Annotated in this window: 10 protein-coding genes; 4 read left to right on the forward strand and 6 right to left on the reverse strand. The window is 69.6% G+C overall.

Annotation, left to right across the window (positions count from 1 at the left end):
- Positions 1-41 precede the first annotated feature (41 nt).
- A complete protein-coding gene (locus IEZ09_RS17130; protein ID WP_189254694.1) occupies positions 42-698 on the forward strand; it encodes a GntR family transcriptional regulator in 657 nt (218 codons plus the stop codon).
- Between the two features lie 105 nt (positions 699-803).
- Here the strand turns inward: IEZ09_RS17130 and IEZ09_RS17135 are convergent, their stop codons facing one another.
- The 6 genes from IEZ09_RS17135 to IEZ09_RS17160 all read right to left on the reverse strand — a co-directional run bounded on the left by IEZ09_RS17135 (position 804) and on the right by IEZ09_RS17160 (position 4,778).
- A complete protein-coding gene (locus IEZ09_RS17135) occupies positions 804-1,544 on the reverse strand; it encodes a hypothetical protein (protein ID WP_189254695.1) in 741 nt (246 codons plus the stop codon).
- Between the two features lie 13 nt (positions 1,545-1,557).
- Positions 1,558-2,169 (reverse strand): hypothetical protein, encoded by a 612-nt coding sequence (locus tag IEZ09_RS17140; protein ID WP_189254696.1) that lies wholly within the window; start codon positions 2,167-2,169, stop codon positions 1,558-1,560.
- A gap of 21 nt (positions 2,170-2,190) precedes the next feature.
- Complete coding sequence (locus IEZ09_RS17145; RefSeq protein ID WP_189254697.1) at positions 2,191-2,796, reverse strand: response regulator transcription factor; 606 nt, start codon at positions 2,794-2,796, stop codon at positions 2,191-2,193.
- Complete coding sequence (locus IEZ09_RS17150; RefSeq protein WP_229812641.1) at positions 2,793-3,854, reverse strand: sensor histidine kinase; 1,062 nt, start codon at positions 3,852-3,854, stop codon at positions 2,793-2,795. Before IEZ09_RS17150 ends, IEZ09_RS17145 begins: the two co-directional genes overlap by 4 nt.
- 10 nt (positions 3,855-3,864) lie before the next feature.
- Entirely contained in the window at positions 3,865-4,290 is a 426-nt protein-coding gene (locus tag IEZ09_RS17155) for a hypothetical protein (RefSeq protein ID WP_189254699.1), read from the reverse strand.
- A gap of 92 nt (positions 4,291-4,382) precedes the next feature.
- A complete protein-coding gene (locus IEZ09_RS17160) occupies positions 4,383-4,778 on the reverse strand; it encodes an ATP-binding protein (RefSeq protein ID WP_189254700.1) in 396 nt (131 codons plus the stop codon).
- A 92-nt stretch (positions 4,779-4,870) separates the two neighbouring features.
- On the opposite strand from IEZ09_RS17160, the gene IEZ09_RS17165 reads away from it, so the two are divergent.
- The 3 genes from IEZ09_RS17165 to IEZ09_RS17175 all read left to right on the forward strand — a co-directional run bounded on the left by IEZ09_RS17165 (position 4,871) and on the right by IEZ09_RS17175 (position 9,137).
- On the forward strand, positions 4,871-6,154 hold the full coding sequence (locus tag IEZ09_RS17165) for a hemolysin family protein (RefSeq protein WP_189254701.1): 1,284 nt from the start codon (positions 4,871-4,873) through the stop codon (positions 6,152-6,154).
- Between the two features lie 65 nt (positions 6,155-6,219).
- A complete protein-coding gene (locus IEZ09_RS17170) occupies positions 6,220-7,158 on the forward strand; it encodes a sigma-70 family RNA polymerase sigma factor (protein ID WP_189254702.1) in 939 nt (312 codons plus the stop codon).
- A gap of 164 nt (positions 7,159-7,322) precedes the next feature.
- A complete protein-coding gene (locus tag IEZ09_RS17175) occupies positions 7,323-9,137 on the forward strand; it encodes a S8 family peptidase (RefSeq protein WP_189254703.1) in 1,815 nt (604 codons plus the stop codon).
- Positions 9,138-9,257: the final 120 nt, after the last annotated feature.

Here is a 9,257-nt window from a genome sequence, read left to right on the forward strand (position 1 = left end):
TCAGACAAGCTGCCGCCTTGTCCTCTTGTTAACATTGCGACATGACGGAGACCGGGCTGGGCCCCGCACGCCGCCGCGGCCTGAGCACCGAGGTGGCCGACGCGATCCGCGAGGCGATCTTCGACGGCCGTTACGCCCCCGGCGCCGCCCTGCGCGAGGTGGAGCTGTCGGAGGCGCTGCGCGTCAGCCGCGGCCCGGTCCGCGAGGCGCTGCAGAAGCTGGAACGCGAAGGCCTCGTCCACACCGAATGGCACCGCGGCACCACGGTGACGGCGTTGTCGCTGCAGGACGTGGCCGAACTGGACAGCCTGCGAGCCGCCCTGGAGTCCCTGGCCGTGCGCCGCGTGGTCGACCAGGCCTCCGAGGAGGACCTGGCGTCGATCGAGAAAACCGCCGCCGCGATGGACCGCGCCGAGACCCCGCACGAGATGGTGCGCTGCGACATCGCGTTCCACGACGCCGTGTACGCCGCCGCCAACCACTCCCGGCTGGCCTCCGCCTGGGAGGCGATCCGGTCACAGGTGCACCTGTTCCTGATCACGCGGGTGAACGTGAGCACGGACGGCTACCTGGAGCAGATTCGGCAGGAGCACCGCGACCTGGTGGCGGCGTTGCGGCTGGGCAACGTGGATGGTGCGCTGCGGTTGTTCGCGGAGCACCGGCGGCATGCGTTCGACGTGCTGACGTCGGGCAGCTAGTCACGCCTGCCCGTCGCCTGGCGCGGACAGCTGACCCGGACGCGGTGCGGGTGCGTCGGCCTCGGCTGCGGCGCGTGACGCCAGCGCCTCACCCGGCGCGGGCACCTAACCCCAGACGTGGCGCGGGATCCGGTCGAGCAGGTCGCACCGGATGTCCAGGTCCGCCGCCAGCACGTCCGGATCCCGGTGGTCACCGGTCGCGTTGTAGGCGTCGAACTGGGCACCGCGAATCCAGAAGCCGCGACAGCCACGCGGATCGGTGAGCAGGAAGTCGACCACAGCGGGTGCGAGCACCGCGCGGGCGAACGCCTCGTCGGCGCACGTGACCTGGTAGCGGGCGTCGAACTCCGGGTGGCCGACCTTGATGTCGCCGAGGCCGAGGCCCTCGTTGATCCGGCTCTCCATCCGCAGCACCTGGCGGACGTCCAGTGTCGGGCGGGGCGCGGGCGTGCGGACCCAGACGGTGGCCTGGCGGAGGCCGTACTGGCCGCCGCCCGAGGTGTCGAGCGGGTCGTTGATGACGAACAGCGCTGCGAAGAACGGGCGGCCGCGGTGCTGGCCGGTGATGACGTCGTGGGCCTCGACGGCGCGTGGGGAGCGGTCGATGCCGACTACGACGGGGACGAGCTTCGGGTAGCGCTCCAGCGAGTTGAAGACCTCGGTGGCGCGGTCGTCGCGGGACGTGTGGGTCCAGCCGCGGGCCGGGAACTGGTCGCGCTGGCGTTGTTCGATGCCCGCCTCCTCGGCCTTGCCGGAGCGGTGCAGCCACACGAACATCCACGTCATCAGGCCGCCCATCACGAGCAGGCCCGCCACCAGGATCAGGATGATCCAGATCGGCTTCATGAACTCCCCCGGTTCACAGGTGTTCGACGACCACGCGCGTGCGCGGCCCCATCACGGCGCCCAGCTCGGCGACGAAACCGTCGGCCAGCGGCGGCCAGTTGTGGAACACCACCGCGAGATCGCCGATGTGGAACGACCACTGGCCCTCCAGGTCGCCGGCTAGCACACAGCGTCCACATGCGACACATCGCACGGACGCCTCGACGCGGTCGTACAACCACGGCTCGATCAGGGCGTGATGGTCTTCCTCGCTGATCGCCGGGAAACCGCAATGAGGGCACGTCGGTGGCTCGTAGTTGCCGGTGGCGTGGTGCACGGTCCGTTGCGTGAGAACGTCCACGCCGGTGTGGCCGCCGCCGACCCACCGCTCTGCCTCGGGCGACGCCTCCGCGCACCGTGGACCCGCGCGGAACTCGCTCGGCGCCATGACCTCGTCGCGTGCGGTGTTCGGGGTGATCACCCCGCGGTCGAGCAGCCACGACGTGACCACGACCGCGCGGCTTCGCGCCTCGGCCGCGGTCAGTGAGATCTCGACCAGCTTGATGGCGTGCTCGCTCAGGACGTCCCCCAGTAGACGATCTGCGTCCTTCCTACCGCACGGGGATCCGGCGTGCGCGGGGAACAACCGAAGTGAGAACCAGCCTGGCTACAACCAGCCGTGTTCGTGGGCGAGCTGGAACGCCTCCGCCCGGTTCGCCACCCCGAGCTTGGCCACGGCGGCGGACAGGTGGTTGCGCACGGTCCCCGCGGACAACGAGGTGCGGGAGGCGATCTCGGCGACCGGCGTGCCGAACTCGGTCAGCCGCAACACTTCCAGCTCGCGCTGGGTCAGCGGGCACGGGGGAGCGGCCAGCGCGTCGGCGGCCAGCGCCGGGTCGACCCAGCGCGAGCCGCTGTGCACGCGGCGGATCACGTCGGCCAGCGTGCCGCCGGGCGATCCCTTGGGCAGGAACCCCTTCGCGCCTGCCTGCAGAGCCTGCTGCAGGTGCGGTGGCCTGCCGCGGCCGGTCAGGATCACAACGGCGCACGACGGCAGCACCCGCGCCAGCTCCTCGGTCACCTCCAGGCCGTCGAGCTCCGGCATCTGCAGGTCCAGCACGGCCACGTCCGGGCGGTGCGCCCGCGCGGCCTCGACGGCGGCCCTGCCGTCTCCGGCACGGGCCACCACCTCGAGGTCCGGCTCCAGGTCGAGCAGCGCCGCGAGCGCGTCGCGGATCAGCTCCTCGTCGTCGGCCAGCAGCACTCTGATCACGCGGGCACCACTACCTGCAACGTGAACACGTCCCCGGACAGGTCCGCGCACACCTTGCCGCCGACCGCGGCCAGTCGTTCGTTCATGCCCCTGATCCCGTTGCCCTCACCGGACGGCTTCTCGGTGCCGTCGTTCGTGACGGTCATCCGCACCTTCCCGTCCTCCTCGGCGACGTCGATCATGCACCACGTCGCGTGGCTGTGCCGCAGCACGTTGGTGCACGCCTCCCGCAACGCCAGCGCGAGCTGCGTGGCGCCCTCGCCGTGCACCGGGACATCGGTGACGGTGCAGCGGATGCCTGCCTCCCGCAGCACGTCGCGGACCGCCTCCAGCTGCTCGGGGAAGTTCACCGCCCGGTACCCGTGCACCGCGTCGCGCACCTCCTCCAACGCCGAGGACGCCAGTCGCTGAGCCTCGAACGCCGCTGTCGCCGACCGCTGGGGATCCGACTCGGCCAGCCGCCCGGCGAGCTCCGCCTTCAGCGCGATCACCGTCAGCCGGTGCCCGAGCAGGTCGTGCACGTCGCGGGCGAACCGCAGCCGTTCCTCGCTCACCGCGAGCTCCGCCCGCGCCTCCCGGCCGGCCCGCGCCTGCGCCAGCAGCCCGGCGAACCACATCGGCAGCCCAGCCATCGCGATGATCGTCGCGCCGACCGCGGCCGAGATCATCTGGTACGTCGTGGCGTGATGGGCCACGAAGGTCCCGACCACCCCGGAGAGCACGATCGCGCCGATGGCGGCCAACCACCGCCACACGCCGGACAGGAGCAGCGGAGCGAACCCCGCCGCTCCGCCGCCGATCCACGCCCACGTTGACATGTCGTGGGGTCCCACGGGCGCCACCAGCGGAATCGAGACCAGCGTGGCGGCGACGAGCACCCAGAGCCTGGCCTCCCGCAGCGCCACCGCGTACGCGACGGCCAGGATCAGCAGGCCGAGGACCCCGAGCCAGCGGGTGGCGGACGGCTCGTTCAGCACCGCGATCAGCGGCACGGCGAGCGTCGCCACCCACAGCACGTGGAGGGTTCCGCGCAGGGCGGTGTGCGGAAGATCGTTCATCGCCATCAGCCTAGAACCACTTCAGCAGGATCGTGACGGCAATGACCAGGTCGAACACTCCGCAGAACTCGGACCACCAGCGCGGCACGACGGCGTTGCGCACGTGGTGGACCAGATCCCACACGGCGTGCGCGCCCCAGCCGAGAGCGATCAGCAGCACGCCGACGTGAGGCGCGTGCGGCGTCACCATGATCACCGCGGCTGCCAGCGCCGTGTAGACGCTGAGCACCGCGAGCTGCAGCCGCGGCTTCCGCCAGCCCCACAGCAGGTACGCGGCTTGGCAGAGCACCAGCGTCCAGACGGGAGGCACGAGCGGCGTGAGCCAGAAGTCCCACGAGATCGCCAGCGCGATCACCATGGGCCAGCGGTCGACGAACGCGCGCACCAGCGGGGTCTTCCAGAAGGTCTGTGCCTTGGGGGTCTGTGTCGTTGTCATGCATCAAGAGTCGAAGAACCCCGCGGCAGAACCCATCCGTGCGGTGTCATGACTTTTCTGTGCGAAACGCCCAGGCGAACTATGCGGTTGACCTATGCGGTGATCTCCGCCCACACGGTCTTGCCGTGCGCCATCTCGCGCGTGCCCCAGCAACGCGAGAGCTGGGCGACCAGCATCAGCCCGCGGCCCCGCGAGTCGCCCAGCCGTGACGCACCGAGGTGAGGAAGCTCGGCGGGGGTGCCGTCGTCGACCTCGATCCGGACGAGGTCCGTGAGCCGTTCAACACGCAGGACGCGTGGTCCATCAGCGTGTTCGTAGGCGTTGCTGGCCAGTTCGGTGCACACCAGCAGGACGTCGAGCCGGACGTCCTCGGAAACGTCTCCCAGCAGTGTTGACACCCACTTGCGCATGGCAACGAGGTCCGGCCTGTCCTGCGGCAGGGTGTGCACGGTTCTCACGGAGGCGCTGAGCACCTCGGGAGTGTCCATCTCCATCCCCACCTCGTTCGGTTCAGGCCCTCCTGGCTGCTCAAGACGGCCGTCAGGTCGCGAAATACCACCGTGCGTGCTACCCCAAACGTGTGGACGGCTACGGCTTCAACCTCGCGCTGGTCGCGGTGCTGGTGTTGCTCAACGCGGCGTTCGCGGGCAGCGAGATGGCCCTGGTGTCGTTGCGCGAAGGCCAGTTGCGTTCGCTGGAACGTGACGGGCACCGCACGCTCGTGCGCCTCGCCCGTGATCCGAACAGGTACTTCGCGACCATCCAGATCGGCATCACGCTGTCCGGTTTCCTGGCCTCGGCGACAGCGGCCGTGTCGCTCGCGCAACCGCTCGTGCCGCTGCTGGGGTTCCTCGACGGCGCCGCGAGCGGGGTCGCGATCGCGCTGGTCACGGTCGTTCTCACGTTTTTCACGCTGGTGTTCGGGGAACTGGCGCCCAAGCGTCTCGCGATGCAGTACGCGGTGCGCTGGTCGAAGATCATCGCGCGCCCGCTGGACCTGCTGTCGGCGGTGTCGCGGCCCGCGGTGTGGTTGCTCAGCAGGTCCACCGACCTCGTGGTGCGGATCTTCGGCGGCGACCCGGACGTCGACGAGGAACAGATGTCGCCGGAGGAGCTGCGCGATCTCGTTGAGGTGCAACAACATCTGAACCCGGAACAGCGCACGATCATGACCGGTGCCCTGGAGATCCACGAACGGCGCCTGCGCGAGGTGCTGGTGCCGCGGCGGATGGTGACCGTGCTGGAGGAAGGTTTGACCACCCCGGCCGCGCGGGAAGTCCTGGCGAGGTCCGGACATTCGCGGGCCCCGGTGACCAAGGACGGTCACCTGGACGACGTGATCGGCGTGGTGAACCTCCGCGACCTGCTCGACGACGACGTGAAGCTGTCCGACGTGGTGCGGGTGCCGATGGTGCTGCCGGACTCGGTGCGGGTCACCGACGCGTTGCGCCGCATGAAGGCGGAGCACGAGCAGATGGCGCTGGTGGTGGACGAGCACGGCGCGGTCGGCGGCATCGTGACGCTGGAGGACCTGCTCGAGGAGATCGTCGGCGAGATCTACGACGAGACCGACCCGGACGTCGCCGCGGTGCGCACCGGGGCGGACGGCTCGATCGAGCTGCCCGGCACGTTCCCCGTGCACGACCTGGTGGACGTCGGTGTCGAGCTGCGGGACCCGCCACCCGGCCCGTACGCGACGATCGCCGGTCTCGTGCTGGTGCTGCTCGGGAGGATCCCCGAGGAGCCCGGTGACGTGGTCGAGGTGTCCGGCTGGCGGATCGAGGTGCGCAAGGTCGAGCACCACGCGATCACGCTGGTGAGGCTGAGGTCACAGCAGAAACCGCGGAATGAAGAGGACCTCTGAACCGTTACACATCAGTGCAGCCACTTCGGCTGTCACTCCTGCCAACGGAAACGGGGGGATTTGTCATGCCTGCAGATCTGAAGAACCGCGCGTCCGGGCAGCAGGACGCGGACTCGGTCGGCCAGTACCTGCGCGACGTCGGACGCACTCCGCTGCTGACCGCGTCCGAGGAGGTCGACCTGGCCAAGCGCATCGAGGCGGGCGTCTACGCGGCCCACCTGCTGGAGTCCGGCGACACCTCGCACGACCGCCGCGCGCTCAGGCGGATCGCCGCCGAGGGCGAGCGCGCCAAGGACCACATGATCCGCGCGAACCTGCGCCTGGTCGTGTCGGTCGCGAAAAAGCACTCGTTCCGCGGACTGCCGTTCGGGGACGTGGTGCAGGAGGGCAACCTCGGCCTGATCCGCGCGGTCGAGAAGTTCGACTACGCCAAGGGCTACAAGTTCTCCACCTACGCGATGTGGTGGATCCGTCAGGCGATCGAAAGGGGTCTGGCCGACCAGACCCGCACGGTCCGCCTGCCGGTGCACGTCGTGGAGGAGGTCAACAAGCTCAAGCGCATCGGGCAGAAGCTGTCCACGGCGCTGGGTCGTGAGGCCACCGTCGACGAGATCGCCGTCGAGGCCAAGACTTCCGCGGCGCGCGTGCAGGACCTGCTCGACGCCGCGCGCACGTGCGTGTCGCTGGAGACGCCGGTCGGTGACGACGGCGGCTCCGTGCTGGGCGACCTGATCCAGGACACCGACGGCGTGTCCGCGCCGGAACTCGTGGAGCGCCAGCAGTTCGAGGAGGGCGTGCGGTCGCTGTTGGACGTTCTGCCCGAGCGGCAGAGCCGGATCATGCGGCTGCGGTACGGGCTGGAGGACGGGCGCGAGCGCACCCTCCAGGAGGTCGCGGAGGAACTCGGCCTGACCCGTGAGCGGATCCGTCAGCTGGAGAAGCAGTCGCTCGCGGTGCTCAAGTCGTCTGGCCGCCCAGAGGACCTCTTCGCGCTCGCGGGCTGAACACCCTTCTAAAGTCGCTTGTTCTCACCGTTGTCTCAACTAAAGATTCATCACGTCCGCTAGCGGACTACCGCTGTTTCGCAATCGCGTGTGAACGCACCTGCATGGGCTGTCGAGGGCCAGCCCGCGTTCACACGCGGTTCCCCTGCGAATGAGGAGCAGTGATGAGACAACGCACCCTGCGCACGCTCGGGGTGGCGGCAATCGCCGCCGCAAGCACGGCACTGGTGTTCCAACCGGCGGCGGCCGCGCAGCCGGAAGGACCCATCGTCGCGGAGAGCGCGCCGAACGCCGTCCAGGACAGCTACATCGTGGTCCTGAAGGACAACGGGATGGCGCGCACGGAGGTCAGCGGCCGTGCCGACGGCCTGGCCGCGCGCTACGGCGGCAAGATCGGGTTCACCTACCGCGCCGCCTTCAAGGGCTTCTCCGCCACCATGTCGGCCAAGCAGGCCAAGCGCCTCGCCGCCGACCCCGCCGTGCTCTACGTCGAGCAGGACAGGACCGTGCAGGTCCTGGCAGACCAGCTCAACCCGCCGTCGTGGGGTCTCGACCGCGTCGACCAGGCCGACCTGCCGCTGAACAGCAAGTACAGCTACAGCACCGACGCCTCCAACGTCACCGCGTACGTCATCGACACCGGCATCAACTACAACCACACCGACTTCGGCGGGCGCGCGACGTTCGGGTTCGACGCGTTCAGCGACGGCCAGAACGGCAAGGACTGCCAGGGGCACGGCACGCACGTGGCCGGCACGGTCGGCGGCGCGACCTACGGTGTCGCGAAGAACGTGAAGCTCAAGGCCGTCCGCGTGCTCAACTGCCAGGGCGGCGGCTCGGTGTCCACCGAGGCGGCGGGCGTCGACTGGGTCACCGCGAACGCGGTCCTGCCGGCGGTCGCGAACATGAGCCTCTACACCGGCAACGTGAACGAGCCGAGCCGTGTGCTCGACGACGCCGTCCGCGCGTCGATCCAGCGCGGCGTCACCTACGTCGTCGCGGCGGGCAACTTCAACGACGACTCGTGCAAGTACTCGCCGCAGCGCGTCACCGAGACGATCAACGTGATGGCGAGCACCCGCACCGACGCCCGCGCCTCGTTCTCGTCCTACGGCACGTGCAGCGATCTGTTCGCGCCGGGCCAGGACATCGTTTCCGCGTCCTACAACAACAACACCGGCACCGCCACGATGAGCGGCACGTCGATGGCCTCGCCGCACGTGGCGGGCGCGGCCGCGCTGTACCTGGCGGACAACCCGGCCAAGACGCCGGCCGAGGTGCACGCCGCGATCCTCGCCGCCGCCACCCCGAACAAGATCAGCAACCCCGGCGCCAACTCGGCGAACCTGTTGCTGCGCACCAACTCCGGTGGCGTTCCCGGCGTCTCCGTGACCAACCCCGGCGCACAGAGCACCGCCCTGAACGGCACGGCGAACCTGCAGCTGTCCGCGTCCGGCGGCACCGCGCCGTACACGTGGTCCGCGACCGGTCTGCCGACCGGCCTGTCGATCAGCTCCTCGGGTCTGATCTCCGGCACGGCCACCGCGGCGGGCACGTACAACGTGACCGCGACGGCGACCGCGACGGCCGGTGGCTCGGGCAGCACCTCGTTCACGTGGACGGTCGGCTCGGCCACCTGCGCCACGCAGACCAACGGCACCGATGTGGCCATCCCGGACAACTCGACGGTGTCGTCGTCCATCACGATCTCCGGCTGCACCGGCAACGCGTCGGCCACCAGCAAGGTGGAGGTGCACATCAAGCACACCTACCGCGGTGACCTGGTGGTCGACCTGATCGCGCCGGACGGGTCGTCGTACTCGCTGTCCAACCGCTCGGGCGGCAGCGCGGACAACATCGACCAGACCTACACCCTCGACCTGTCGTCGGAGGCCCGCAACGGCACCTGGAAGCTTCAGGTGCGTGACGCGGCGACTGCCGACGTCGGCACGATCGACACCTGGAGCCTGACGCTCTGACGTACCAACGACGAAGCGGGCCGGCACTCGTCGAGTGCCGGCCTGCTTCGCGTTGATCTAGCGGGTGGGGTCGGGCTGGGTTTGGGTGGTGTGGGTGATGATGCGGTTGGCGGTGTTCCA

This window comes from Lentzea flava (genome assembly GCF_014648475.1).
GTDB lineage: Bacteria > Actinomycetota > Actinomycetes > Mycobacteriales > Pseudonocardiaceae > Lentzea > Lentzea flava.